This is a genomic window from Puniceibacterium sp. IMCC21224, assembly GCF_001038505.1.
In the GTDB taxonomy this organism is placed as follows: domain Bacteria; phylum Pseudomonadota; class Alphaproteobacteria; order Rhodobacterales; family Rhodobacteraceae; genus Puniceibacterium.
Map to the genome: position 1 here is coordinate 2,814,907 of NZ_LDPY01000001.1, position 26,888 is coordinate 2,841,794.

Below are 26,888 nucleotides of genomic sequence, written 5' to 3' on the forward strand. Positions count from 1 at the left end.
CAAACGCGCAGCCTTTGCCCCGGGGTGATAAACCGGCAATACCCCTTGAACCCCGGCCCATGGGGCGCATAGCTATAGCCCAAATCAAGGAGAGCCCGATGAACATGCCCCGACCCACATTCGACGCCAATGCCAGTGCCAGCGCCGGTGGCAAGGACCTCGGCGCATTGCCGGAATGGGATCTCAGCGATCTCTACACCTCGCCCGACGCGCCCGAGCTGAAACGCGATCTCGACTGGCTGGAACAGGCCTGCGCCAGCTTTGCCACAGATTATGAGGGCAAGCTGGCAACGCTCAGCGCGGCTGGTTTCCTTGAGGCCGTGCAGCGGCAGGAAAAGATCAGCAGCGTCGCGGGTCGCATCATGTCGTTTGCGGGGCTGCGATATTACCAGCTGACCACGGACAGCGCCCGGACCAAATTCCTGTCGGACACACAGGAAAAGATCACCACCTACACCACGCCGCTGGTGTTTTTCACATTGGAACTGAACCGGCTTGAGGATGGTGTACTGGACGCGCTTTTTGCCGCCAACACCGATCTGGCGCGCTACCAGCCCGCGTTTGACCGCATCCGTGCGATGAAGCCCTACCAACTCTCGGACGAGATCGAGAAATTCCTTCACGACATGGGCGTTGTTGGCGACGCCTGGGAACGACTGTTCGATGAGACGATCGCCGGGCTGGAATTCGAAATCGACGGTGACGCGCTGAACATCGAGGCAACGCTGAACTATCTCACCGACACCGACCGCAGCAAACGTCAGGCCGCCGCCGAGGAGTTGGCCCGCGTATTTGGCAACAATATCCGGACATTCGCTCGCGTTCACAACACGCAGGCCAAAGAAAAAGAGATCATGGACCGCTGGCGCGGCATGCCCTCGGCGCAGGCCGGTCGGCACCTGTCCAACGATGTCGAACCCGAGGTGGTCGAGGCGCTGCGCAACGCCGTAGTCGCGGCCTACCCCAAGTTGTCGCACCGGTACTACAACCTGAAACGCAAATGGCTGGGGCTAGATGTGATGCAGGTCTGGGACCGCAACGCGCCCCTGCCGATGGAAGATCCCAAAACCGTGACATGGAACGATGCCCGCGCCACGGTGATGAATGCCTACGGAGAATTCGATCCCCGCATGGCCGAGATTGCCGAACCGTTCTTTGAGCGCGGCTGGATCGACGCCGCCGTGAAACCCGGCAAGGCGCCGGGGGCCTTTGCACATCCCACGGTCACGGATGTGCATCCTTACGTGATGCTGAACTACCTTGGCAAACCGCGCGACGTGATGACGCTGGCGCACGAGCTGGGTCACGGTGTGCATCAGGTTCTGGCCGCCGATCAGGGCGAGATGCTGTCCTCCACCCCGCTCACGCTGGCGGAAACCGCGTCGGTGTTTGGCGAAATGCTGACCTTCCGCCGGATGCTCGACAACGCCAAGACCGATGCCGAACGCAAGGTGCTGCTGGCTGGCAAGGTTGAGGACATGATCAACACCGTCGTGCGCCAGATCGCGTTCTACGATTTTGAATGCAAACTCCACGCGGCCCGCCGTAGCGGGGAACTGACACCCGAGGATATCAACGCGCTCTGGATGTCAGTACAGGCCGAATCGCTGGGCGATGCATTTGAATACATGCCGGGGTACGAGACCTTCTGGGCTTACATCCCTCACTTTGTGCATTCGCCGTTCTACGTCTATGCCTATGCCTTTGGCGACGGTTTGGTGAACGCGCTTTATGCCGTCTACCAGGAACAGCCCGACGGCTTTCAGGAGAAATACTTTGACATGCTCAAGGCGGGTGGGTCCAAACATCACAAGGCGCTGCTCGCGCCCTTTGGCCTCGATGCATCCGATCCCAAGTTCTGGGACAAAGGCCTGTCGATGATCTCGGGCTTCATTGACGAGCTGGAGGCGATGGAGGGGTAATTAGACCTTCATGGGTTCTTTTGCGCGGATAGGAGAAGGCAAAGTCCGCGCGCAAGGGCCCGGACCGGTTCTGCCTTTTCCTATTCCACACGTTCAATTGAGTACGAGAAGCGAGGCCCAAATGCTTTGGCCATCCGACCGGTCTAAGGGTAGGACGGGTTTCTATCGTCCCTCAAGAAATCCAACTCTTAAGGGTTATGGTCGTCCAAGGCTCACTTCAACTGTGAATCTTTTGAACCCCGCCGGTTGATTCCACCGCGCGCCTTGAAGGACACGTCCCTCTCTTGTTGACACTCGATGCACAGTTTGACCCCGGGAATCGCCAGACGCCGTTTCTCGGGGATCACCTCTTCGCATTCCACACAGACCAGGGCACTTTCGCCCATCGGTCCCCGCCGGGCCTTGAGCCGCGCCAGTTCGTCCGCAATGGACGCTTCGATCTGTTCACTGACCGCGCCGTCGCGGGTCCATCCTCCGGCCATATTCTTTCACTCCTGTGCAGGTGTGTCGTTAACTGTGTTGGCAGAATGTTAGCAATTTCGCAGGCGTCGCGCAAAGCCCCGCGCGAGCTGGTCACTGTTTGGCGCGACGCCAGCCTGCCTGCTGGGCCTCCGCCTCAGAGCAGAACCATCGCTCTCCCTTGGTCACCGATATCCTTGTTTCCGCGTACCAGCGCTGGCCCGGAACGTGATAGATCCGCACGTCTTTGGCCGAAATGTTGCCCTTGATTGCACAACCTTCTGGGGCCGACGACTGTGCTGCGCCGCTGGACTGCGCCTTGCGCCCAGCCAGACGAAACGCTGCGGGCGCCTGTACCGACCCGGCATGCAGACCGCGCCCAGCGATCACAGCCGCCTTTTCCTCAAGATCATAATCCCAGCCGTATTTGCGATAGGCAAACACCAGCCCATCTTGGACCAGCGTTGCCCCCAGATCAGCCCCGGCGACGCGGCAGGTCGCCACAAGCCGCCCGTAGCGATCAAGCTCGCGGCCTTTGCAGACAGCCTGCTGGCCATCAAACCGTTCGCGCACCTGCTGCGTAACCCATGCACCGCATTCCCAAACCGGGATCTGATCACCACCGCACAACTGGTCGGCTTCGGGCGCATCGACGGCGAAAAGCCGTATCCGCATCCCGTCAACCACAAATGTGTCGCCATCAATCACGCCTAATGCACCCTGCGGATCCGCCGCAGCAGACATTCCGATCAGACATAGGACAATTAGTGAACAAACTCTTAACATGCGGTTAATATCGGATCATCACACCCCGATATCAACTCTTACCAGTCGAGAAAGTTAACGCTGCGCGGTCTCCCAGCGCGGGCTGATCCACGGCTGATCGTTTGACGGCGGCAAAGACCGACCAAGCACATGATCGGCGATCTTCTCCCCGACCATAATCGACGGCGCGTTGAGGTTTCCGTTGGTGATGCGTGGGAAAATCGAAGAATCCGACACCCTCAAACCGTCGACTCCGATCACCCGGCCTTGCGGGTCCACAACCGCATTCGCATCGTCCGCCCGTCCCATCCGGCAGGTGCCGCAGGGATGATAGGCGCTCTCGGCGTGTTCGGTAATGAAGGCGTCCAGATCGGCATCCGACAGCACGGCTGCACCGGGCTGGATTTCCGCCCCCGCGTAGGGCGCGAACGCCGCCTGACCAAAAATCTCGCGCGTGAGGCGGATGCAGGTGCGAAAATCGCGCCAGTCGTCCGGATCACTCATGTAGTTGAACCGGATCACTGGCGCGTCCCCCGGATCGGCAGATCGCAATGTGACCGCGCCGCGCGACTTGGACCGCATCGGCCCGACATGCGCCTGAAACCCGTGCCCGCCGGCCGCCACTTTGCCGTCGTAGCGCACCGCCAGCGGCAGAAAGTGATACTGGATGTCCGGATAGGGCACCCCGGCGGCAGAGCGGACAAAGGCCGCCGATTCAAACTGGTTCGACGCCCCCGGCCCGTCGCGGCGCAGCAGCCAGCGGGCCCCGACATATGCTTTTCCCAGCAGGTTCCAGTATTTGAACAGAGACACCGGCTGGGTCGCCTGCATCTGGATATACAGCTCAAGATGGTCCTGCAAATTCTGCCCGACACCGGGCCTGTCCGCGACAACCGGGATACCATGTTCGGCCAGATGTGCCGCAGGCCCCACGCCCGACAGCATCAACAACTTGGGGGAGTTCAGCGAAGATGCCGCCAACACAACCTCACGGCGCGCCGTGATCACCTCAATCCGACCGCCGCGCAGCACTTCGACTCCGACCGCGCGCCCGTCCCGCATCACGACGCGCTGCGCCAGCGCCCGCACCACACGCGCCCCCCGCTTCTGCGCCGGACGCAGATAGGCCTTGGCGGCTGACCAGCGTTCGCCGTTGTGGATCGTGGCCTCCATCGGGCCAAACCCCTCTTGTTGTGCGCCGTTGTAATCCTCGGTCGCCTCATAGCCCGCCTGCACACCTGCCTCGACAAAGGCCTGCACCAGCGGGTTGTCGCGTTTGCCCCGGCTCACATGCAACGGGCCATCAGTTCCGCGCCAGGGCGATTGGCCGCCGTGCCAATGCTCCATCCGGCGGAAATAGGGCAGCACATCGGCATAGCCCCAGCCGTCGGCGCCGGTTTCGCGCCAGTGATCATAATCCATCGCGTGACCGCGCACATACACCATACCGTTGATGCTGGAGGATCCGCCGATCACCTTGCCACGCGGACAGGCCAGTCGGCGGCCGCCCAGATGCGGCTCGGGTTCGCTCTGATAGCCCCAGTCGTACATCTTCATGTTCATCGGACAGCTGAGCGCGCCGGGCATGTTGATGAACGGCCCGGCGTCCGATCCGCCATGCTCGATCACCAACACGTCCCTGCCTACCTCGGCCAACCGGTACGCCATGGCACACCCCGCCGACCCGGCCCCCACGATTACAAAATCCGCGTCCATCGCTCTCACCCATTCTACTTGAATTCGCGCGGTGAGGGGCAGATCTGCCTATCACCGGCGTCCTAACGAATATCCGTCTCTTCCGGCCACCCCGGATGCGCGTTTTCCGACGCGGGGGTGGGTGGGCGGGAGCCTCGGAAAACGCGCGTCCTCAGAACGGCGCCTCTACCTTTCCCATGCGCACAAACACAGTCTTGAGCTGCGAATAATGCTCAATCGCCGCCTTTGAATTCTCGCGGCCCACACCCGAGGCCTTCATGCCCCCGAACGGTGCCTCGACCGGCGCGTCGTTGTAGGAATTGATGAAACAGGTCCCCGCCTCGAACTGCGCGACCACGCGGTGCGCGCGTTTCAGATCCTGGGTAAACACCCCCGCTGCCAGACCAAATTCAGTGTCATTGGCGCGGGCGATCACCTCGTCTTCATCCGAGAATTCGAGCACCGAGAGCACTGGGCCAAAGATCTCTTCCCGCGCGATGGCCATGTCGTCGGTCACCCCGTCAAAGATCGCAGGTGTGATCCAGAACCCTTTTTTATCAATGCGTTCTCCGCCACAGACCAGTCGCGCACCCTCGGCGACGCCCTTGTCGATATAGCCCAGTACAATCTGCAACTGCCGCTCGGACACCATGGGGCCAAAGCTGGTGTTTGGGTCCATCGGATCGCCGATCACAGCGTCACCCAAACGTTCAGCCAGTCGGGCCACAAACCGTGCGCGGATGCCCTTTTGAACAAAGACCCGCGTGCCGTTGGAGCAGACCTGCCCCGAGGAATAGAAATTGGCCAGAATGGCCCCGCCCACGGCATCCTCAAGGTCTGCATCGTCAAAGACCACCAGCGGTGACTTGCCACCCAATTCCATCGTCACATGCTTGATGCCTGCAGCGGCAGCAGCATAGACCTTGCGGCCCGTCGGCACAGATCCGGTCAACGACACCTTGTCGACGCGGGGGTCGGTGACCAATGACGCGCCAACCGCGCCCATGCCCTGCACCACGTTATAGACGCCATTGGGCAGGCCCGCTTCGGTCAGGATCTCGGCCACCTTGAGCGCGCAGAGCGGCGTTGTCTCGGACGGCTTGAAAATCATCGCATTGCCGCAGGCCAGCGCCGGGGCGCCCTTCCAGCAGGCGATCTGCGTCGGATAATTCCATGCCCCGATCCCCACACACAGGCCCAAAGGCTCGCGCCGCGTATAGACCCAGTTTTCGCCAAGCTGGATATGTTCGCCAGTCAGCGATCCTGCCAGACCGCCGAAATACTCCAGCGCGTCGGCGCCGCTTGTGGCATCCGCGACCGAGGTTTCCTGATAAGGTTTGCCAGTGTCCCAGGTCTCCAGCACCGACAGATCATGGTTTCGTTCGCGCATGATGTCGGCAGCGCGGCGCAGAACGCGGCCACGCTCGGTCCCGGTCATCGCCGCCCAGATCTTTTGCCCCTTTTGCGCAGCAACCATCGCCTGCTCGACAATCGCGGGAGTGGCCGCATGGACTTTGGCAATAACCTCACCGGTGGCTGGATAGATTACGTCGATCACGTCGCCACTGGTATCGTCGACATAGGCGCCGTCGATGTAGTGGCTGGCTTTGGGTTGGGTGGGATAAGTCATGATGCCTCCGACGGCAGTTTATTCAGCAGAGTAAGCCAGTTACGTCCGGGTCTTCGCGTCACCCTACGCCGGTGCTTTATTCATCCCGAGGAAAGCGTTTGCTCTCTTCCAGAACGTTCAGATCCATGTGATTGCGCATGTAGCGTTCCGACGCCTTTTGCAGCGGCTGATAATCCCAAGGATAGTATCCACCCTGACGCAGCGCCTCGTAGACCACCCAGCGGCGGGCCTGACTTTCGCGCACATCGGCATCAAATGCCTCAAGGTCCCAGCGTTCAGCAGCTAGGATGCGGAACCGTTCCAGCACCTCGGCATGATCAACAACCTCAGCAAGATCGGTCAACTCGTGCGGATCAGCGTCAAGGTTGAACAACTGTTCGGGGTCCAACGCGCAATTGGTGTATTTCCACTGCCCTTGCCGCAGGCAAACCAGCGGCGAATAAGATGCCTCGGCGGCGTACTCCATCGCGACAGGGCTTTTGCGTGTGCCGCCCTGCCCAAGTGGCACCAGACTTTCGCCTGTGGTCCAGGGACTAACCTCGGCCATGCTGACGCCTGCCAGATCACATAGGGTCGGGCAGACGTCGATATTGCTCACCGGGTCAGTCACCAGCCCCGGTTGCATCTGCGGTGCGCAGACCATCAGCGGCACGCGGGCAGAGCCCTCAAAAAACGACATCTTGAACCACAACCCACGTTCGCCCAGCATATCGCCGTGATCGCTGACAAAAAGGATCACCGCCTCTTGCCGGGTCCGGTCCAGCACATCCATAATCTCGCCCACCTTGTCATCAAGGTACGAGATATTTGCGAAATACGCTTGCCGCGCCCGGCGGATATGATCGGATGTGATGTCAAAGGACCGCCAGTCATTGGCGTCAAAAATGCGCTTTGAATGAGCGTCGTGGTCGTCATAGGCCATCGCCGGAACTTCGGGTTCCAGATGCGCGCAATCCTCATAGAGGTCCCAGTATTTGCGCCGCGCCACATAAGGGTCATGCGGGTGGGTAAAGCTGACGGTCAGGCACCATGGCCGGTCGTCGCCGCCCCGCGCAAGATCATAAAGTTTGGCACAGGCGTTGAACGCCACCTCGTCGTCATATTCCATCTGGTTGCTGGTTTCGGCCACACCAGCCCCCGTGACCGAGCCCATGTTGTGATACCACCAGTCGATGCGTTCACCGGGTTTGCGGTAATCCGGGGTCCAGCCAAAATCGGCGGGATAGATGTCGGTGGTCAGGCGTTCCTCAAACCCATGCATCTGGTCGGGACCGACAAAATGCATCTTGCCCGACAGGCAGGTCTGATAGCCCGCACGCCGCAGGTGATGCGCATAGGTCGGAATGCTGGATACAAATTCAGCCGCGTTATCGTAGACCCCAGTGCCGCTGGGCAATTGCCCCGACATGAACGCCGCCCGCCCCGGCGCACAAAGCGGGCTGGCGGTATAGGCGTTGCGAAACCGGGTGGAACGCGCGGCAAGCGCCTTGAGATTGGGGGCGTGCAACCAGTCTGCCGGACCATCGGGGAACAGTGTGCCGTTCAACTGATCCACCATTATGATCAAAATGTTCTGTGTCATATCTGCCCCTTTGTGATCATCGCACGCGCGGCGTCCCACACCCGCGACCCGGCGTCCCGGCTTAACCCGTTGCCATCCAGTGCTGCGCGCAGATACATGCCGTCAATCAGCGCGCCAAGCACTTCGGCCACGGGTGCCGGGTCAGACACATGATTCCGCAAGGCATGCAGCAAATTTGAACGCAACCGACGCTGGTAGATCCGCAGCAGCCGCGCCGCTTCGTCATCACGCTGCGCCAGCACATAAAAATTCAGCCATGCGCTTATGGTATCCGGCTCAAAACAACTCTGGGCAAAATTCGCGTCGATGATCGCCCGCAACCGCTGTTCGGGTGCGGCGTCGCGCAAAGAGCTGCGCACCTCTGCGGAATATTGGCTTAGGATATGGCGCATCGCGGCCAGAAATATCTGCGCTTTGCCCCCAAAATAGTGGTGCGCCAACGCCGGCGACATCCCGGCCCGCCGTGCAATCTGACCAACCGTCACGTCCAGCGAACCGACACTCCCGATCTCACCGATCGTGGCTTCGACCAACGCTGCGCGGCGCTTTGGCTCCATTCCGATCTTTGGCATTGTGCCCCCTTAATTCGGGACACAGGATGCCGGATATTGACTGACCAGTCAATCAATGATTTGCCGGCAGAAATTCGGCTGATCTGAACGTTTTAAATCCCCAAGACCCATAAACTGCGGGTCAAAGGCAGCCATGGATTAAGACGTTTCAACGTGGTGCAGGCGGCATCCGCATGACACCGCAAGCCAATCCCCACGAAGGGAAACGACCGATCAGATCAGGCGTCGAGCATTCCGACAATGCTGTTTTGCGGCAGGCGCGCGATCTCGACACCAGCGTCGGTCCGACGCAGGCTGTAGCCATAACCACGCATGCGGAACCGCCATTCCGCATCGGACAATACTTTTGCGCGCTCGGTCAGCAGAAAATCGCGGACCTCTTCGAAATTCTCGGTCAGGGCATTATTGGTAAACATCACAATCTCCGGTAAAAAACTCTACAGTTCTGAACCTGCACGGCGATTGCGGCACAATTTTGCGCGGAAATGGGTATGTTTTCGAAAGGCGAAACAATGTGCGCCCGCCTCCACATTGATGGGTTGGCCTAAACCTTGGTCGCGGGGCTGGGTGGCGTGATCATCCGCCGCTTCAGCTGCGCTTCGCGCCACGAAATAAAGCTGATCGACGCGAGAATCACACTGCCCCCCGCGATCACCCACATGTCTGCCGGTTCAGCAAAGAACACCCACCCCAGCAGCACGGACCACACAAGCTGCAGGAACGTCACCGGCTGCGTCACCGACACCGGCGCAGCGGCAAAGGCCAGGGTCATCGTATAGTGCCCCGCCGTAGCAAAGCAGGCTACGCCAAACAGCACCGCCAGATTCCCCGGCCCCGGCGTCACCCAATGGAGCAGCGCAAAAGGAGCAAGGCCGATCGTCACCGTCACCGACAGCAGTGCGACCACAATCACTGCCGACACCTCATCCGACGTGATCTTGGCGATCAGGTATGAGCCCGAGAACAACAACGCGGTGCCCAGCATCGCAAAATGCCCGGAATCAAGTTCGCGAAAGCCGGGCCGCAGAATCATGAATGCCCCAACCAGCGCCGCGCATATCGCCAGTATCCGGCGAAACGCCAGCCGTTCGCCAAGAACGACAACCGCCAGCAGTGTGACATAGACCGGAGTGAGATAATTCATCGCCGTGACCTCGGCCAATGGTAGCCGGGTCATGGCGAAAAACCATAAGACCACCCCCAGCGTATGCAGTACCCCACGCAGGCCAAACAGCGCCCATTGCCACCGGGTCAGACGCAGTGCCGTTAGTTGACGCCAGACCGGCAGCAGGAACACCAGCCCCAAAAAGTAGCGCAAAAAGGCACTTTCGGCCGCGGGCATGTCCGAGCCCAGTGATTTGACCAGCGCCGTGACCATGACAAAACATAGTCCCGTCACCACCATCCACATGATGCCCGCGACCGGACGTTGCACAGTTTCTGCCATGGGCCTTATGAACACCTCTGGAAGAACGGACGCAAGCGGTTATCCCTCGAACAGCAGCACAAGGGCGATGGTCCACATCGTCATGCCGATGATGACCTCTAGGCCGCGCCACGCACCCGGCCTTGCAAACAGCGGCGCCAAAAGCCGAGCGCCGTAACCTAATGAAAAGAAAAACACAAACGATGCCATCATCGCGCCTAGCGCAAATTGCAAGCCGTCATACTGCGCTGACACAGCCCCCAGCAGCACCAGAGTATCCAGGTACACATGCGGGTTGAGCCAGGTCAGCGCGAGACAGGTCACCATGGCGCGCCGAAGTCCCCCGGCCGCGTCCCCCGCGACCAGAGTGCCCCCACCGCGCCATGCCGCCAGAAAGCTGCGCGCGCCATACCACAACAAAAATGCCGCACCGCCATAGCGCATCGCAGGTTCGAACCAGGGCCAGGCCGCGCTGATCGCGCCAAAGCCCGCAACCCCGGCGGCAATCAACAGCGCATCCGACAGCGCACAGGTCACACAGACCGCCAAGACGTGCCGTTGCAACAAACCTTGCCGCAGGACAAAGGCGTTCTGCGCCCCGATCGCAAGGATCAGTGAAAGCCCCAGTCCAAATCCCGCGACAACCGATTTCATCTATGTCTCCGATGCTGCGGCCTGATTTGGTGCACAAACCCGATTTGGACAAATGGCCGACGTGGATGGCCGGTTCGACACCCGACCACGCCGCCCGGTCAAAGGACTCAGAGTTGCGCCATAACCTCGTCGCTGGCCTCGAAGTTGGTGGTGACCCGCTGTACGTCGTCGTCATCCTCCAGCGCTTCGACCAGCTTCATCAGGGTCTGCATTCCGTCAAGATCCAGCTCGGTTGTGGTCCCCGGTCTCCAAACCAGCTTGGTTGAATCCGACTCGCCCAATGGAGCTTCGAGCGCGGTTGCCACCTCGTTCAGGTCGGTGTCGGCGCACCAGATGATATGGCCTTCGTCCGACGATTCAACGTCTTCGGCACCCGCCTCGATGGCGGCCATCATCACGGTGTCTGCATCGCCAACGCTGGTGGAATAGGTGATCTCGCCCTTGCGCTCGAACATAAAGGCGACCGATCCCGTCTCGCCCAGATTGCCGCCGTTCTTGGAAAAGGTCGACCGGACATTGGACGCGGTGCGGTTGCGATTGTCGGTCATCGCCTCAACGATGACGGCGACACCGTTGGGGCCGTAGCCTTCATAGCGGATCTCGTCATAGTTCTCGGCATCGCCACCGATGGACTTTTTAATAGCGCGGTCAATGACATCCTTGGGGACCGACACCGATTTGGCCTCTTTGACGGCCAGACGCAAACGCGGGTTCTTTTCCGGGTCGGGATCGCCCATCTTGGCCGCGACGGTGATCTCTTTCGACAATTTCGAGAACAGCTTTGCTCGCACCGCGTCCTGGCGCCCCTTGCGGTGCTGGATGTTTGCCCATTTGGAATGGCCGGCCATGGCGATGCCTCCTGCTTGCGTTGATGGCTGAATTTCGAACGTCTATATGGCAGGACAGGGTCTGCTCGCAAGCCCGCGCAGGCTGGCCCCGCACAGGGATTTGGGCTAAGTCGCAGTCATGAGCCGCATTCTGATCCTTCAGCTGCGCCCGGAAACCGAGGCCAGCGATGACGAATACACCGCCTTTCTGGCCAAGGGCGGTTTGCGGGCCGACCAAACCCACCGGCTGCGGCTCGAGTCCGAGACCCTGCCCAAGGGGTTGGACCCGCGCGATTATGCTGGCGTGATCGTTGGCGGCGGCCCCGGATGCGTCAGCGATGCCCCCGCCGACAAACGCCCAGAAGAGGCGCGCGCCGAGGCGCAAATTCTGTCGCTGATGCCCGCAATCACCGCCCACGACCTGCCGTTTCTGGGCTGCTGTTATGGCATCGGTATTCTGGCGCATCATCTGGGTGGCACGGTCAACAAGTCGCAACATGGTGAACCGGTCAGCGCTGTCACCTGCATTACCACACCCGATGGTGTCGGCGATCCGCTCCTGGCGGACCTGCCACCGCAGTTCAGTGCCTTTGTTGGGCACAAAGAAGCGGTGCAATCGCTACCCCCCGGCTGCACACATCTGCTGACCTCGGGCCCCTGCCCGTTCCAGATGATCCGCCACGGTGCAAATGTGTATGCGACCCAGTTCCACCCCGAAGCCGACGCAGATGGCTTTGCCACCCGCATCCGTGCCTACAAGGATCGTGGCTATTTCCCGCCCGATCAGGCCGACGCGCTGATCGCCATGTGCCACGACAGCAATGTGACCTGGCCCGAACGGATTATCGCAAATTTCATCCGCCGTTACGGCTGAAGCGGCCAGAGCATCGGGATCGCGATCGACGCCAGAACGCCGATCACAATGTTCATCGGAATGCCCACCCGCAGGAAATCGCTGAATCGATAGCCGCCGGGACCGTACACCAATGTGTTGGTCTGGTAACCGATCGGCGTGGCAAAGCTGCACGAGGCGGCGACCATCACCGCAACCACCAGAGGCCGGGCATCGACCCCCAGCGCACTGGCCAGACCAATGGCAATTGGCGTCATCACCACGGCCACGGCGTTGTTGCTGACCATTTCGGTCAGGGTCGAGGTCAGCAGGAACACCGCCCCCACGATCAGCACCGGCGGCAGCGATGTCATCGCCGGAGCCACCCAACTGACGATCAACGACACCGCACCCGAGGCATCCAGCGCCGCGCCAATGGCGAGCATGGCAAAGATCAGCGCCAGCAACTGACCCTCGATATAGGAAAACGCCTCGTCCGCGTCGATGCACCGGGTCAGCAGCACCACCGCCACAGCGATCACCGCCAGCGCCAGGATCGGCGCGATGTTCAGCGCCGACAGCACCACAATGCCCGCCAGTGACGCCAGTGCAATCGGGGCATGGCTGCGCCGGTACGCCCGTGCCGAGGGTTGCGAGACATCGACCAGCGCCATTTCCTCGGCCAGACGCTGAATGTCGCCCGGCGCCCCTTCGAGCAGGAGGGTATCACCCACCCGCACCACAAGTTCGTCCAGCTGGCGGCCGATGTTCTGATTGCGACGATGCACCGCCAGCGGATAGACCCCGAACCGCCGCCGCAGCCGAAGCGCACCCAGCGACCGGCCCACCATCTTGCACCCCGGGGTGATCAGCACCTCGACGGTCGAGGTCTCCACCGCCGAAACCTGATCGACGCGCTTTAGCTCTTTGGTGGCCTGAAGGCTGAGCAATTCGGTCATCTGCGTGCGCAGAACCACCCGGTCCCCGACCTGAAGCGTCACCTCGGCCAAATTGCGCCGCAACGAATCGTCGCCGCGGACCACATCGACCAGCCGCACACCTTCGCGCTTGAACAACTGAACGCCCAGTACCTCGCGACCAATCAGGTTACTGTCGGGCGGAATCACCGCCTCGGTAAAGAACTTCATCCGGCTGCGATCGGTCAGCATCCCGGCCATGCTGCTTCTCTCGGGCAACAGAAAGCGTCCCGCCAGCCCCAGATACGCCATGCCGCCCGCCACCAGGATCAGCGCCAGCGGCGTGACCTCAAATATGGTAAACGGCTCTAGCCCCTGCGTGCGTGCAACCCCATCCACCAACAGGTTGGTCGAGGTGCCAATCAGCGTTGTGGTCCCCCCTAGAATGGCCGCGTAAGACAACGGAATCAGCAGCTTGGACGGCGCAACGCCCATCACCTTGGACAATTGTACAAAGATCGGCAGCATCACCACAACGACAGGCGTATTGTTCATAAACGCCGAGGCCAGCACTACAACGGCAATGATGCCAGCCATCGCCACCTTTGGCCGTTTCTTGACCTGCGCCTGCGCCAGTGTCGTAAAGGCATCCAGCGCCCCGGTGCGCACCAGCGCCCCCATCACAATGAACATCGCCGCAATGGTCCACGGCGCGGGATTGGACAGCACCAAAAGCGCATCGTCGTATGGCAGAACCCCCAACACCAGCAGCATGGCCGAACCAGAGATCGCCACCACTTCGGTCGGATAGGTTTCACGGACGAACAGCGCAAACATGCCCAGCACCACCGCTATGGTGATGTAAGCTTGGGTCGTCTGGCCAAAGTCAAACAAGTCCATGTCGCGTGCGTCCCCCGCAGTCAAACGTCTGCATTGTTACCAGTCGGCATGATCGGCGCAAGCTGTGCGCGTGGGCGTGGCTGCACCAGCGCCAAGCCCCCGAACATAAGGCCCAGCGCTGCCCAGATATAGGGCGAATAAACCTCGTGCAGGAACAGCATTGCCCAGGTCACGCCAAACAACGTGACCAGATAGCTTACCTGCACCGCAAAGACCGCCCCCGTTGCCCCCACCAGCCAGACATAGCCGGTATAGGCGATCACATGCAGCAGCGACGACGCGATCAACGCCAGATCCGGCACACCCCACGGGCCGCGCGGGTCGATGAACTGACCGCTGATCAGTGCCAGCGGCAGCGTGATTACCGCTCCGGCCATCGACGCACCGCACAGCGCCTGCACCGGGTCGAGCCCAGCGGTGCCCCAGCGCGCCACCACATTGCCTTCCAGCGCATAAAACGCCGACGCGATCAGCGCCACCGGCACCCAAAGCACCTGCGCCGCCTCTGGCAGGCTGGCGTCCGGCAGCACCAGTAGCAAAACGCCAGCCATGCCCAGACTGAGGCCGAAAAGCCGCTTCCAGTGGAAATGGTCGTTGCCCAGCGCCAGCGCCACCGGAAACGCCAGCATCGGAACCGAACTCAGCAGGATTGACAGCACGCCAGACGGCAGATGCCGCGCTGCCGAATACGACGCGATGCCGGGCAGGACCGATCCGATCAGCGCCAGCACCAGGTAGACCCGCAAATGCGGCACCTGATACGGTAACCCGCGCCTGCGCAGAACAGTGACCACCCCCAACAGTGTAGCACCAATCGCCATCTGCCAGAAAATCAGACCGAAATGGCGATACCCCTCGCTCACCGCGAGTTTGGACAGCGGTTGCGTCCCGCCCCAGGCTGCACCACACAGGATCAGCGCCGCCAAAGGCAGCGCCAGTGCCCGAAGCGTCGGCGTTGTCATGGCCCGGATTGCTCCAGCCGACCGCCCTGACGGATCATGTGCAGCGCCGTGGCCTTGCCGGTTCGATCATCGGTTTCGACCAGAACGCCGGACAGCGTCGCCTCGCCCAATGCGGGCTGAAACCGTGTCTTGCCCATGCCGGTGACAAAGCGGCGCATCGGTTCGGCCTTGTCCATGCCAATCACCGAATTGTAGTCGCCGCACATGCCTGCATCAGACAGATAGCCGGTGCCACCCGGCAGGATTTGCGCGTCACCGGTCGGCACATGAGTATGGGTGCCCACCACAAGGCTGGCGCGTCCATCGCAGAAATGGCCCATTCCCATCTTTTCGCTGGTCGCCTCACAATGCATGTCCACCAGGATCATCTGCGCCTGCCCGCCCAGCGGATGCGCCCGCAGCACCGCGTCGATGGCCGAAAACGGATCGTCATAGGCCCGTTTCATGAACACCTGACCCAGCACCTGCGCCACCAGAACCTTGCGCCCGCGTGCGTCGGTGAACAGGCGATGCCCGCGACCCGGCGCATTCTTGGCAAAGTTGATCGGGCGCACAATACGGGGCTCATTCTCGATGAAACTCAGCATGTCCTTTTGATCAAAGGCATGATCGCCCAGCGTCACGCAATCCGCCCCGGCATCCAGCAGCCCCTTGGCGTGTTCACCGGTCAGGCCCATGCCGCTTGACGCATTCTCGCCATTGACGACAACAAAATCGAGTTTCCACTGGCTGCGCAGCCGTGGAAGATGTTCGGTGATGGCCGCACGCCCGGCGCGGCCCATCACATCACCCAGAAATAGCGTTCTCATGCTGCGAGGGGTAATCTGCAGCGCAGGGAAAGCAAAGCCTTAATCGAACTCATGCGCCTGAACGATCCGGGGAAATGATCCCGTATTCGGTGACAATCAGATCCAGCGGCTGGTCTGTGGCTTCCAACGGCAACGCTTTGGCCTCTTGCGCCGCATAGGCAAAACCGATGGCAAGCGTCGCCCGTCTGCCGCGCAATTGTTCTAGCGTGCGGTCATAGAAACCGCCGCCGTAGCCGAGACGCCCGCCGCTGCGGGTAAAGGCAACAAGCGGGACAATCACAATCTCTGGGACAAGGAAATCGTCCGTCGCAGGCACCTGCGCACCAAACGGTCCATCGCGCAACAGCGCGTCCGGCTCCCACCGCGAGAACCTGAGCGGCCGGTCCGGGCCAAGGATCACCGGCACCGCCACCGGGCCATGCGCCGCCGCTTCGGCCATTGCTGGCCGGGGGTCAATCTCGGTTCGGATTGGCAGGAACCCTGAAACTGGGACACCGCGATATCCGGCCAGTACTTCGGACAGATACGCCGAACTGTTACCCCGATCCACGTTATGCGCCAGCTTGCGACGGTCAAAGGCAGCTTTGCGCGCTGCGGCCTTTTGGTCGGCCAAGCTCACAACAGCACCAAGACTGCCAACCCAAGGAATGCAAAGAATCCAACCACATCCGTCACCGTGGTCACAAACGCGCCGGAGGCCAGCGCCGGATCGACGCCTGCCTTTTCCAGCACCACCGGAATCACCGTACCCGCCAACCCCGCGACCACCATGTTGATCACCATCGCCGTGGCAATCACATAGCCCAGCGCAGGAGATCCAAACCAGACCACGCCCACAATTCCCATGACGACAGCAAAAGCGACGCCGTTGATCAGACCGACCATAATTTCACGCCGGATCACCCGCCAAACGTTTGAGCCGGTCAAATCCTTGGTCGCCAACGCCCGCACCGCGACAGTCAGTGACTGCGTGCCCGCGTTGCCGCCCATCGACGCCACGATCGGCATCAGCACCGCCAGCGCGACCACCTGTGCAATCGCTGCCTCGAATTGCGAGATTACCATGCTGGCCATAACCGCCGTTACCAGATTCACCGCCAGCCAGGGAAACCGCTGCCGTGTGGTTTCCAGCACCGTATCCGACAGCGAGCTTTCTTCGCCAACACCGGCGAGACGCAGGATGTCCTCTTCGTGTTCCTCGTCCAGCACGGCCATCGCGTCGTCGATGGTGATCACCCCCACCAGACGTTCGTTTTCGTCCACCACCGGGGCCGAAATCAGATGATACTGGTTGAAGGCATAGGCCACGTCGCCCTCGTACCGCGTCACCGGGATCACGTGAAAGGTGTCGGACACGATGGATTGCAGCATCACCTCGCGGCGCGACGACATCAACGTGCCCAGGCCAACATTCCCCACCGGTCGCAACCGAGGGTCAACCAGAACGATGTGATAAAACTGCTCTGGCAGATCTTCGGAATTCCTCAAAAAATCAATGGCTTCCCCGACGTTCCAATGCTCGGGCGCCATCACCACCTCGCGCTGCATCAGACGACCGGCCGAGTATTCCGGATAGGTCAGCGATTGCTGCACCGCCACCCGGTCACTGTCCTCGAGCACATCCAGAATCGCGTCCTGCTGGTTCTGTTCAAGGTCTTCCAGCAGGTCGACCACATCGTCGCTGTCGAGTTCACGCACCGCGTCGGCCAGCACTTCGGGATGCAGCAGGCCGATGACTTCTTCGCGGATCGACTCGTCCAGTTCGGTCAGGATCTCGCCGTCGAATTCCTGTCCGTACAGCTTGATCAGCCGCATCCGGTCAAAAGCGTTGATCTGTTCCAAAAGGTCGGCGATGTCAGCCGCGTGCAGCGGCTCCATCAGTTCGATCAGCTTTTCGCGGTCGTTGATATCGACCGCATACAGGATCGCTGCAACGGCCTTGCGGTCCAGCGTATACGCCGCTTCGTCAGAATCAGACTCGGGGTTTTGTGTTTCGGTGTTGTCAGCCATGCCTGCCCCGTCGTTCGCGTTTCTCTGGTGACATTAGGGTATCCCCCCGCCAAGCAACAGAGCCGAGAAAGATTTACCTTTCCGCAGGCCGCGCCTAATCTGCTGCGGTGGAAAATGCGGCAACGAGGCGGTGAGAATGGGCAGGCAGACGCTACTTCTGGGGCAAACCCTAAGCTTTGAGGGATCGCCGTTTGAACGCGGGCCGGACGCGGCGCGTCACAGCGCCAGCGGCGGCGTTCTGATCGACCGCGGGCTGATTGTAGCCGTCGGCGACGGTGCGGCGCTGATCGCCGCCCATCCCCAGGCGGAACAGGTACGCTACGGCAATGCGCTGATCTGCGCCGGTTTTGTCGATGCCCACGCGCATTACCCCCAAACCGCAATTGTCGCCAGTTGGGGGAAGCGGCTGATTGACTGGCTCAACAGCTATACCTTCCCCGAAGAGATGCGCTTTGACGATCCGGACTATGCCGCAGACGCCGCGCAACTGTATCTGGACCTGACGGCGTCGCACGGCACCACCACGGTATGTAGCTACTGCACGATCCATCCGCACAGCGTCAACGCCCTGATGCAAGAGGCGCAGTCGCGGGGTCAGCGGCTGTTCGCAGGCAAGACCTGCATGGACCGCAACGCCCCCGAGGGCCTGCGCGACACAGCGCAATCGGGGTATGACGACAGCAAAGCGCTGCTGGAGCGCTGGCATGGCGTGGACCGGCTGTCTTATGTCATCACCCCACGATTTTCGCCAACATCGACGCCGGAACAACTGTCCGCGATGGGCGCGCTTTGGGCTGAACATCCCGATTGCCTGATGCAGACCCATCTGAGCGAACAACTGGACGAGATCGCCTGGGTCAAATCCCTCTTTCCGCAGGCCCGCGACTACCTTGACACCTACGAGTCGCATGGATTGCTGGGGGCACGCGGACTGTACGGCCACGCGATCCATCTGGAGCCGCGCGAGCGCACCCGCCTGCGCGAAGTCGGCGCCGCAATGGTGCATTGCCCGACATCCAACACCTTTATTGGCTCGGGTCTGTTTGACATGGATGGCCTCATGCGCGAGGGGCAGCGGATCGGGCTGGCCACAGACACCGGGGGCGGATCGTCGTTTTCGATGCTGCGCACTATGGCCTCGGCCTACGAGATCGGCCAATTGCGCGGGCGCGCCCTGCATCCGGCAGAGCTGATGTGGCTCGCCACCGTCGGATCTGCGGACACTCTGCATATGGGCGACCGGATCGGCAACCTGGCACCGGGGATGGACGCGGATCTGATGGTCCTCAACCTTACCTCGACCCCAGCCATTGCCCAGCGCGCGGACCGAGCGAACGATATCTGGGAGGCGCTGTTCCCGACAATCATGATGGGCGATGACCGGGCAATACACGATGTCTGGATCAATGGGTGCCGCCGGTAGTCCGCTATCGGAGCTGGGCAGACGCCTGATTTGCATGGTAAAATCAGGCTGACCGCGTCGAGCGCATCACGTTCAAATTATCGGGCGGCATGGCACAAACCGAAAACTTTGTGCAGATGGCCGAGGTTTCCACTCAGCACGATATCCGTGCTTTATGCCGGGCAACGTTTTTTAAACTTGGGCATGAAGAAAACGACCGTTGGAACGAACAACCCTATCACTCCACCAATACAATATAAAAAATACACTGAAATAAACCCTGAGCCGTTAAATACCCCGATTGAGGCGAAAATCGCCCCGGTGATCAGACTCGCACATAGAAGAGCGGCGAGGTTTGGACCGTCCGGGTACTCTGCAACTTGATCCATAGCGGCGCCTCTATTCTGTATTATATTTTTCTATTTTCAATTTTGTCATCACGGATTCAAATCCGCGTTCAGCTAGATTTGCATACCATGCGTCCGACATAGGATTTCGAAAAAACCTTTAAGCTGGCTACATCGCCGCGCTGCCACTCGATCTCGCCCTGTATTTGGATATGGGCGGATATATCTACACAAGCAATTACACTTTGCATGCGGTGATCCTGTTGCGACGGCGTGTTTGAAGCTTGAATTTCCATTTCTTACGTCCTCCTATTCTTTGATATTAACACTTTGGCCTGATCAATCATCACTTCCGAACGTTCATTTTGCTCTATAAAGAGCCAGTTCTTATACTTTTGCGTATCTCACCCTATACTTTCGCATAGGGCGGATGCAGCCGGATGCGTCATCTTCCGAAAATATTGGCGACTTCGGTTTCAAAGAACGGCCAGCTGATTGTCGCCCGATTTCCCGCATAGCCGTGATACCGGGACCGGCCAGTCGAAGTTGGCAACCCTGCCCAGATCCCCGCAAGATTGTGCATGAATTTACGGCGGCTCATTTGCCCAGCCATGAACGTGCTGTATCCCGCATCCTCAAGCAGAAGATCGGCCAGGACATCCTGAAGCCGAGGAGAGAACACGGTTCCCGTGCCTATCCCTGCGCGGCGCACCAGGTGGCGCAGTGTCGACGGAATAAATTGATAGCGGCCAATGGCATGGGGTTGTCCAGGCGTGGCTTTGATCCAGATGAATATCTCGGCCAGGGTCATCTGGGTCGGCCGCTTAACTGGCCGCGTCCTTGCGCCGTGCTGAACTGAATCATAATCATCCCGGCTGGCTTCGGCGAAACCGATCAGATGCCGCAGGCGAACGGCGTGACTGCCGGTCTTGGGTCGAAAATAAGATTTCTTGCCACCGCCGCTTCGCGAACTGATGGTGGGAGTCCGCAGCGTAATTGAACCCTTCCCGGCAGTCGGAAGCGCGCCGAAATCGACAGAATAAGCGGTCCCGGCTTTTTTCATCTGGTCTAGCCCAAACGACTGCGCAGCCGAATATTCTGGAAACACTGCAATAGCCGCAGCAAGTGCCAAAGAGAGTGAAATGGTTTGGATCTTCATTATAGCCTCCTTTAGAAACAATTATGGAAGATTTCTACAGGCAGGGGCCGTGCCCGTGGGAAGTGCGAAGAGGCAATTAAAAGTGCATAGGTATAGGCGTTTATGCGCCGGCATTATTGGTTCTTAGAACGTAAGTCGGCCACACCGCAGATGCGCTTGCGGTGTGGCCCCCTTTTCTCGGCAATAGAAGGGAAACTATTCACCGAGAAAACTGTCGAGCCGATCCCACAGGCTATTGTCCAGGAGCAGGTTGAAGCGGAAGTAGAACCCCTCCTGATAGAGATCGGACTGTCCTGTCACACGTCCATTGACGGCGTTGTACCCAATGGCGAGCATCGCGCCCTTTGCCACGGCAAAGCCGAACTCGGCGCCCAACCCGCTGGTCGCGTTGCCGGCATCGTCCCACAGATGCGCAGCGTTCAGGCCAATCTGGAACCGTTCGTTGCCAAACTCGTAGTTCACACCGGCCTGGAGCAACTGGGTCGTGGCAGAGGTATTGGCCCGGCCTGCAGTGATAGTTTGATGCTGGCCAGCGTATTTCCCGTTGAGGCGCAGATCTTCGTTTGCCTCATAGCTGGCATCAACCGACCACATGTGGGTTTCCGTGCGGCCATGTTTCTGTTCCAGCCGGTGCTCGTACCAGGCCAGCACGTCCAGACGCGGATTCTTGAGCGGGCGATAGGCTGCACCGATCCGGGTACGGGCGCGGCGGAAATCCTCACCGTTGCGCTGATCCAGCGCGACACGGGTGCGGGCCAGAACCGCCAGGTCGGGATTGACCTGCGCCGCGATGCCAAGGCTGCCATAGTAGGTGTTGCCGTCCTCTTCGATCGTGGTGTCGAAATCAGCGTCGCCAACCAAGGTGCCATCGTTGTCTTCCCATTTGGCACCGATTGCGATGCTGGTCAGACGATCGCGACCGCTTTTGGCCTTGCGCGAATGTTCGATATCCAGCCGAAGTGTGGTCAGGCCGTTCACTTCCCAGACAGCCTCAAAGCCCTTGTGCAACGTCTCTTCCTGATCGCCGGGGGCTTCGCTGATTTCAAGTGTGCCGCTCAGCCAGTCGGTCATCCGGTATTCCATGCCCAGCCGGGCGCGGCTGATCACCATGTTGTCACCAAAGGTCAGCTCGACCTCGTTGTAAGACCGCCAGCCGGGTTTGGCCTCACGATACATGCCAAGGATCAGCTCGGCAGGATCATCGCCTTCGCCTGCAATCGGCAGACGCAGGCGCGCCTTTACCGATGTGCCGGCGCGGTCGGTCGGGGTCCAATGGCCACCCAGGATCAGAGACGCCTGATCCGAGGTGTCACCGCCGCTGCGCTTGCGCTGAAGTTCAACGCCAATCTCGCCACGGAACTGGTCGGTGAAGCGTCGCGAATAGAGCGCGTCGACAGTCAGCCGCTCGGTATCGTTGATGCGGTCCTTTACATATTCGGCGGCCACTTCGAGATCGCTCTTGGCGCTAAGCTCAAGCCCATAGGACAGACGTATCTGGGTGGTGCCAGCGCGTGCCAGCCCGCCACCGGCGCGAAAATGGCGCCCGGTGTGAATGGCCTCAAAGCTCAGGCGCTCGCGATCGGTGCGGATATCGTAGGACAGACGCACAGCCGAGTCAGACCGGCCATTGGCATCTTCGGAACGGGCCACCTCGGCCTCCCAGATGCCGCCAGCCATGGTCTCGTGGCGCAGATAGGCCGACTGAATCCGCTCGCGGGCGGGATTACCCTTTTCGGCATCGGCGTGCACGACGCGGGCGCCGATTGTGGTGCGATCGTTCACCGAATAATTCACCTCGCCGCCGTACAACCAGTACCGGTCAGCGTCGTCCTCTTCGATCTCATAAGTCACACGGATCGACACGGGGTTGCCGTCGATATCGAACTGACGCACCGGATCATCAAAGGTGATGGTGTTGCGGAAATAGTCCAACAGGTAATCGGTGCCACGGCGCATCGGTGTCTCGGACAGGATGTCGCCACCCTCTTCGTCACGCACCAGGATTTCCACCCGCTCAGAGCCATCGACATAGCCGTCGAGGGTCAGGTCATACGGACCTGAAACACCGCGACCGGCAAATTCCACCACCTTCTGTTCTTGCGAAGTATAGGCGCCAAAGACGGTGACCGAGACGCGGTCGTTTTCCCAGTGCGCCTGGGCACCGGTGGCCACGCGGCGCTGGCCGCCCAGCTTGAAGGCTGTCGATTCCGGCTCGATCGCGATATCGCCATAGAGAACGTAAGACCGGCCCTTTTCCACCTTTACATACAGGTTGGTCGAAGATTGGGCGTCATAACCGCGCTCGGAATTGTCGCCATAGACGGGATAGTATTCGTCACCCTGAATATCGCGGAACAGACGATCCTCGGTATCACGATCCGAGCTGTAGCGCAGCGTCAGAAGTGCATCGCCCCGGATCGCCCCCTTGAGGTAGATCTCGCCGCGGAGTCCGGTTGTGGTATCCTCAAAATGGCTGAACTGATCGGCCGGCAACAGCGGACCACCGGTCCCGCCGCTCAATGACACCGCGCCTTCGATCACACCGATCATGATCCGTTCGTTCAGATCCGGCGTAAATGTGACGCGGGTTTCAGCGCTGTCAAAGCTACCGGAAACGGTGATTGTGTCCGGACCCGAAACTTGCGGCGGGATCAGACCAAAGGTGGCCTCACCATTGTCAATATAGACCTGAACACCGGGAGTGCCGGGGCGGATATCGGTCACATCCCACAGCGCCTTGTCCGCACGCAGGGTCACAGTGGCCGAAGCCGGAACCGGCAGACCGCGTGAATCCAGGATACGCACAACAACAGGCACCACAGAGACCGGATTCGCACTGGCAGTATCAGGTGCAATTATCTCCAGCCGGGCGGGGTCGCCGGGGGCGATCAGACGGATCTGGTGGCTCATACGTTCGATACCAAAGCCATCTTTGCCCACAAGCGTCAGGGTATTTTCACCCGGGCGCAGCTTGACCGCGACGAATTCTGCCGCCTGCACGTTCTCGGCAGCCCAGCTGGTCTGCTCTCCGATCCGGTCGCCACCAATGGCGCGGCCGTTGACCTTGAGCCCGAGCGTGAGGTCGCCTTTGCCCTTGACCCGAACATTCTGCGTGCGACGGCCGACGGTCTCGCCATCTTCGAAGTCGAGGAAACCCGGCTCTGAGTTCAGGCTGCGGACGATGCTTTCCAGCGGACGGCGGGCTGCCGCAGTGGCGGTTTTGCCAGCCAGTGGCGCGCGCCCGGCCTCATCTACCTCGTCAGCCAGCATTTTACCGGTCAGCTGGGTGGTGGTGGGGATACCGGCATCAGAGCGTACCGAACGTGTGGGATTGCGCTGCCCTTCGATGGGCAGATCGGCCGCAGTCAGGGTGTTCGGGCCCTCATTTTCGGCAAAGCGGTCGCGACGTACGTTGATCTCGGCCAGCGCCTCGGGGGTACAGGCCTCGACTGCAAAATTTTCGGTACGCAACTCGCCGCGGCGCAGTGGCACGATACGCGATCCACCACGACGCAGGTCGTTGGTGCGTGTCACGCTCACTTCGGTGCCGACAGGCAGGGTTTCACCCTGAACCTGAAAGGCGTGGGTGACCGGACGCAGAGCGGGCAGCGAATATTTACCGTTGATGTCGGTGACAACAAACAAACCTTCCTGGGTCACGATACGCACCCCCGGGATACCCGGCTCGCGTTCATCGCCCTGGATGTCGTCCTGCACACCATTGCCGTCGCAATCCATGAAAACGGTACCGACAACAGTGCCCTGGCGGGAAAACACGCCGCCAGAATTGTCCAGCCGCACCATGGCACGGGCCAGCGGCGACTGCCGCGCGGTTCCAGTGCCAGCCTGACGGCCTGACAGCAGCGCAGAGTTTTCGTTGCGGCCTTCACGGGCAGCGGCGGTGAAATGCATCACATAGCTCAGCTCATAGCTGGTCAGCGGTGCCAGAATACCGAGGTTGAAGATCAGGTCGTTGTCGCCGTCGCGGACAGGATCGGCCAGCGCCTCACCTTCGAGGGAAACCGAGCCTTCGACCAGCGCCACGCCAAACGGCGGACGGTCAAGAATCTGCGCATCCACCAGCGCCTGATGCATGTTGTTGGTAACATCCATCGTGTAGGTCACAAATTCCCCCTGCGACACACGGGTGCGGTCCGCATGTTTGCTCAGGGCAATCGGCGCGCCGTAAAACGGGTCAACGGGAATGTCCGACACAGCCAGCATGCCACCGATGTGAGTGAACTCTGCACCAAAGGCGGCATCGGTCACCGCACGGCCAAAGCCGGGGAAATCCAGCCGAACCGAGGGAAAGCTCCACTCGGGGGCATCGACGGTCACATAACGATAGTTGCCCGCATCGACATCGCCAAAGGCGAAAAAGCCGCGTGCATCAGTCTCGACCCGCGCAACTTCGCGACCAGTTGAAACATCAAGCAGCGCAATTGTAACCGCATCGACAGGCAAGTTGGTGATCGCGTTGAACAGAAAGTTGCCGGGATCGATCATCAGATCGTCTTCGAGGATGGTGTCGCCGCAGCGCGCCTGAGCGTACAGCATATCCCCCTGTGCCGAAGCCATCACACCATCGCCCGTGCGGGATTGCGCCATAACAGCCACCGGCAGCGGCGCGATCAGGAACACGCCGGTATTTACGCCGGTCTCGCGGGCCAGAACGGTTTCAACATCGCCGGTGATCGTGCTGCGCACCGAAACCGAAACCGTGTCGATGTTTTGGCTCAGGTTACAGGCGCCCGCAACGATACGCAGGTTCAAGTCGCTTTCGAGCTGCCCGGAATCGGTCGTCTCTCCGGTCTCGGGGTTGATGAAATTAAGTGTCGCGTCCTGCCCCGAGATAAGATCGTGGGTGACGGGGTTCGAATTCAACGCAAAGGCGTCATCGCCGCCACCAACATAGGTTTGGGCCATGTTGTCAACGACAACCGCGCCAAGCGCATGGTCAACACGCACCGAAAACGCCGGATCGCTAGAGCGGCCCACCGGGTAGTTTCCCTGGTGGAAAAAGGCGATCGCGTCGACATCAGCCGACTCGGACGGAGCCCGGGTCGTGTAGGTCTGCGCGGCGTCGCCACGCTTGTGAAACAGCGCCTCCATGCCGCCTGTCTGCTCGATTCGCTCAAACACGGTGTTGAGCGGGATCTCGTCTCGCAGCAGAACGCCGGTGACGGTGCTGCCATCAATGCGCAGAGTCGCGCCATCAATCGCATTGTATCCTTCGACCGGCGCTTCTGAGTTGTTGCGCAGACGCAGGCCATAGCGCAGCACAGTGCTGTCGTCGCCAGGCTGAATGGTCTGCTCTTTTTCAAGCTCGAGTGCTGCCGATACGATGGTGGTGCGCCCGTCAGCGGCCCCGATCAGCGGCGCGGCTTCGTCTTCGTTCCCTGCCGTGGCGGTCAGGGTTGCGGAGAACCGGTCACCGGTTTGCGCAGTCGCCGAGACCCGGAAGCTGTAGATGAAGCTAAGATACTCACCCGCTGCCAAAGAGGCGGAATAGGTTTCATCGATAACAGGTTCGCCCGGATCGACCATCCCATTGCCATTCAGGTCAAGCACCAGGCTAGCCTCAGCAATGAGTTCGTCGTTGCCCTGTGTCGTGATCCGCGGGTTGATCTGCAGCGGCATGTTGCCGACATTGCTAACCTGGAAATAATATTGCGCGAAGGTACCGCGAGACAGGATCAGGTCGGTGTACCCTTCGACTTCAAGAGCGGGAACTTCGGTGACGCGTGCCTCGACCGGGTTCGAACTTACGGTCTCCATCAGGCCAAGCGCGGTATTGAAATAGGTGGTCTGGGCGATGTTGCGGATAATCGTTCCAGCGGGTGTCGGAGCGGCCAGAGCCATATCGGGGATCGTAGAGAGGGGTACAGCGGTTACCGCGCAAAAACCCATCATACGAAGAAAACTGCGCATCAGTTCGCTCCTTTGAGAAGGTGTGGTTACAAAAAAATCGAGGGAAAAAGCCCCCGCCGAGAAACATGGCGGGGGCTGAGTTGGGTG

The 26,888-nt window shown here is 60.3% G+C and carries 21 protein-coding genes; 3 read left to right on the forward strand and 18 right to left on the reverse strand.

Going from position 1 to position 26,888, the window contains the following annotated elements:
• Positions 1 to 98 precede the first annotated feature (98 nt).
• Positions 99 to 1,922 (forward strand): M3 family oligoendopeptidase, encoded by a 1,824-nt coding sequence (locus IMCC21224_RS13010; protein WP_047995716.1) that lies wholly within the window; start codon positions 99 to 101, stop codon positions 1,920 to 1,922.
• Positions 1,923 to 2,134: 212 nt separating this feature from the next.
• Here IMCC21224_RS13010 and IMCC21224_RS13015 read toward each other — a convergent pair whose 3' ends face one another.
• From IMCC21224_RS13015 to IMCC21224_RS13060, 10 genes are all read right to left on the reverse strand, one after another.
• Complete coding sequence (locus IMCC21224_RS13015) at positions 2,135 to 2,404, reverse strand: DksA/TraR family C4-type zinc finger protein (RefSeq protein WP_047995717.1); 270 nt, start codon at positions 2,402 to 2,404, stop codon at positions 2,135 to 2,137.
• A gap of 91 nt (positions 2,405 to 2,495) precedes the next feature.
• Positions 2,496 to 3,125: a thermonuclease family protein gene (locus IMCC21224_RS13020; protein WP_231582080.1), complete on the reverse strand. Its 630-nt coding sequence runs from the start codon at positions 3,123 to 3,125 to the stop codon at positions 2,496 to 2,498.
• A 96-nt stretch (positions 3,126 to 3,221) separates the two neighbouring features.
• Positions 3,222 to 4,862: a choline dehydrogenase gene (gene betA / locus IMCC21224_RS13025; protein ID WP_047995719.1), complete on the reverse strand. Its 1,641-nt coding sequence runs from the start codon at positions 4,860 to 4,862 to the stop codon at positions 3,222 to 3,224.
• Positions 4,863 to 5,013: 151 nt separating this feature from the next.
• Positions 5,014 to 6,471 (reverse strand): betaine-aldehyde dehydrogenase, encoded by a 1,458-nt coding sequence (gene betB, locus IMCC21224_RS13030; RefSeq protein ID WP_047995720.1) that lies wholly within the window; start codon positions 6,469 to 6,471, stop codon positions 5,014 to 5,016.
• Between the two features lie 76 nt (positions 6,472 to 6,547).
• Complete coding sequence (gene betC / locus IMCC21224_RS13035) at positions 6,548 to 8,053, reverse strand: choline-sulfatase (protein ID WP_047995721.1); 1,506 nt, start codon at positions 8,051 to 8,053, stop codon at positions 6,548 to 6,550.
• Positions 8,050 to 8,625: a transcriptional regulator BetI gene (gene betI / locus IMCC21224_RS13040; RefSeq protein WP_047995722.1), complete on the reverse strand. Its 576-nt coding sequence runs from the start codon at positions 8,623 to 8,625 to the stop codon at positions 8,050 to 8,052. Before betI ends, betC begins: the two co-directional genes overlap by 4 nt.
• A 218-nt stretch (positions 8,626 to 8,843) precedes the next feature.
• Positions 8,844 to 9,041 (reverse strand): hypothetical protein, encoded by a 198-nt coding sequence (locus IMCC21224_RS13045; protein WP_047995723.1) that lies wholly within the window; start codon positions 9,039 to 9,041, stop codon positions 8,844 to 8,846.
• A 128-nt stretch (positions 9,042 to 9,169) separates the two neighbouring features.
• Positions 9,170 to 10,072: a DMT family transporter gene (locus tag IMCC21224_RS13050; protein WP_047995724.1), complete on the reverse strand. Its 903-nt coding sequence runs from the start codon at positions 10,070 to 10,072 to the stop codon at positions 9,170 to 9,172.
• A gap of 39 nt (positions 10,073 to 10,111) precedes the next feature.
• Complete coding sequence (locus tag IMCC21224_RS13055) at positions 10,112 to 10,705, reverse strand: LysE/ArgO family amino acid transporter (RefSeq protein ID WP_047995725.1); 594 nt, start codon at positions 10,703 to 10,705, stop codon at positions 10,112 to 10,114.
• 107 nt (positions 10,706 to 10,812) lie between these two features.
• Complete coding sequence (locus IMCC21224_RS13060; RefSeq protein WP_047995726.1) at positions 10,813 to 11,553, reverse strand: YebC/PmpR family DNA-binding transcriptional regulator; 741 nt, start codon at positions 11,551 to 11,553, stop codon at positions 10,813 to 10,815.
• A 118-nt stretch (positions 11,554 to 11,671) separates the two neighbouring features.
• Here IMCC21224_RS13060 and IMCC21224_RS13065 point away from each other — a divergent pair, with 118 nt between their 5' ends.
• Entirely contained in the window at positions 11,672 to 12,406 is a 735-nt protein-coding gene (locus IMCC21224_RS13065) for a glutamine amidotransferase (RefSeq protein ID WP_047995727.1), read from the forward strand.
• Here the strand turns inward: IMCC21224_RS13065 and IMCC21224_RS13070 are convergent.
• From IMCC21224_RS13070 to mgtE, 5 genes are read right to left on the reverse strand one after another with little or no spacing between them, the layout of a single operon-like run.
• Positions 12,397 to 14,181, reverse strand: a complete 1,785-nt coding sequence (locus IMCC21224_RS13070; protein WP_047995728.1) for an SLC13 family permease — start codon at positions 14,179 to 14,181, stop codon at positions 12,397 to 12,399. The genes IMCC21224_RS13065 and IMCC21224_RS13070 overlap by 10 nt on opposite strands.
• Positions 14,182 to 14,201: 20 nt before the next feature.
• Complete coding sequence (locus tag IMCC21224_RS13075; RefSeq protein WP_047995729.1) at positions 14,202 to 15,143, reverse strand: DMT family transporter; 942 nt, start codon at positions 15,141 to 15,143, stop codon at positions 14,202 to 14,204.
• Positions 15,140 to 15,952, reverse strand: coding sequence for a TIGR00282 family metallophosphoesterase (locus tag IMCC21224_RS13080; protein WP_047995730.1), 813 nt, complete (start codon positions 15,950 to 15,952; stop codon positions 15,140 to 15,142). The genes IMCC21224_RS13075 and IMCC21224_RS13080 overlap by 4 nt, the downstream gene beginning before the upstream one ends.
• Positions 15,953 to 16,001: 49 nt before the next feature.
• Entirely contained in the window at positions 16,002 to 16,565 is a 564-nt protein-coding gene (locus IMCC21224_RS13085) for a 5-formyltetrahydrofolate cyclo-ligase (protein ID WP_082135326.1), read from the reverse strand.
• A gap of 2 nt (positions 16,566 to 16,567) precedes the next feature.
• Positions 16,568 to 17,962, reverse strand: coding sequence for a magnesium transporter (gene mgtE / locus IMCC21224_RS13090; protein WP_047995732.1), 1,395 nt, complete (start codon positions 17,960 to 17,962; stop codon positions 16,568 to 16,570).
• A gap of 136 nt (positions 17,963 to 18,098) precedes the next feature.
• Here mgtE and guaD point away from each other — a divergent pair, with 136 nt between their 5' ends.
• On the forward strand, positions 18,099 to 19,385 hold the full coding sequence (gene guaD / locus IMCC21224_RS13095) for a guanine deaminase (protein WP_047995733.1): 1,287 nt from the start codon (positions 18,099 to 18,101) through the stop codon (positions 19,383 to 19,385).
• Between the two features lie 436 nt (positions 19,386 to 19,821).
• Here the strand turns inward: guaD and IMCC21224_RS27820 are convergent, their stop codons facing one another.
• The 3 genes from IMCC21224_RS27820 to IMCC21224_RS13105 all read right to left on the reverse strand — a co-directional run bounded on the left by IMCC21224_RS27820 (position 19,822) and on the right by IMCC21224_RS13105 (position 26,801).
• Positions 19,822 to 20,007 carry a hypothetical protein gene (locus IMCC21224_RS27820; protein WP_156178259.1) on the reverse strand — a complete coding sequence of 62 codons (186 nt, stop codon included), beginning with the start codon at positions 20,005 to 20,007 and terminating at the stop codon, positions 19,822 to 19,824.
• 149 nt (positions 20,008 to 20,156) lie between these two features.
• Positions 20,157 to 20,870: a hypothetical protein gene (locus IMCC21224_RS13100; protein ID WP_047995734.1), complete on the reverse strand. Its 714-nt coding sequence runs from the start codon at positions 20,868 to 20,870 to the stop codon at positions 20,157 to 20,159.
• A 195-nt stretch (positions 20,871 to 21,065) separates the two neighbouring features.
• Positions 21,066 to 26,801, reverse strand: a complete 5,736-nt coding sequence (locus tag IMCC21224_RS13105; protein WP_156178261.1) for a DUF11 domain-containing protein — start codon at positions 26,799 to 26,801, stop codon at positions 21,066 to 21,068.
• Positions 26,802 to 26,888 lie beyond the last annotated feature (87 nt).